The organism is Vibrio sp. 1288 (genome assembly GCF_033344475.1).
In genome coordinates, this window is the sequence record NZ_JAWPOX010001123.1 from 1 (window position 1) to 519 (window position 519).

Annotated in this window: 1 protein-coding gene; it reads left to right on the forward strand. The window is 48.4% G+C overall.

Features of this window, described 5'->3' with window-relative positions:
- A partial coding sequence (locus R8O11_RS31245; protein WP_318195394.1) for a slipin family protein occupies window positions 1-519 on the forward strand: 519 nt, incomplete at both ends.

A 519-nucleotide genomic window follows, 5' to 3' on the forward strand; every position in this document is an offset into this window, starting at 1 on the left:
CAAGAAGTAAAAGGCCCAGGCTTGATCATTTTGATTCCTTTCATCCAACAAATGGTTCGTGTTGATTTACGAACTATTGTGCTGGATGTGCCAACACAAGATTTGATCACCAAAGATAACGTCTCTGTGCGCGTTAACGCGGTGGTGTATTTTCGTGTGGTTGACCCACAAATGGCAATCAACAATATTGAAAGTTACAGCGATGCCACCAGCCAGTTAGCACAAACGACGCTACGCTCGGTGCTGGGCCAACACGAGTTGGATGAACTGCTATCCGAACGAGAACGACTCAACAAGGATTTACAGTCCATTCTCGATCAACAAACCGACGATTGGGGCATTAAAATCTCCACCGTCGAAGTCAAACACGTCGATTTGAACGACAGCATGGTTCGAGCGCTGGCTCGCCAAGCCGAGGCGGAACGTAACCGTCGAGCCAAAGTCATTCACGCAACGGGTGAGTTGGAAGCGTCAAACAAGCTGAAAGAAGCCGCAGAAATGCTAAACGAAGCGCCAAAC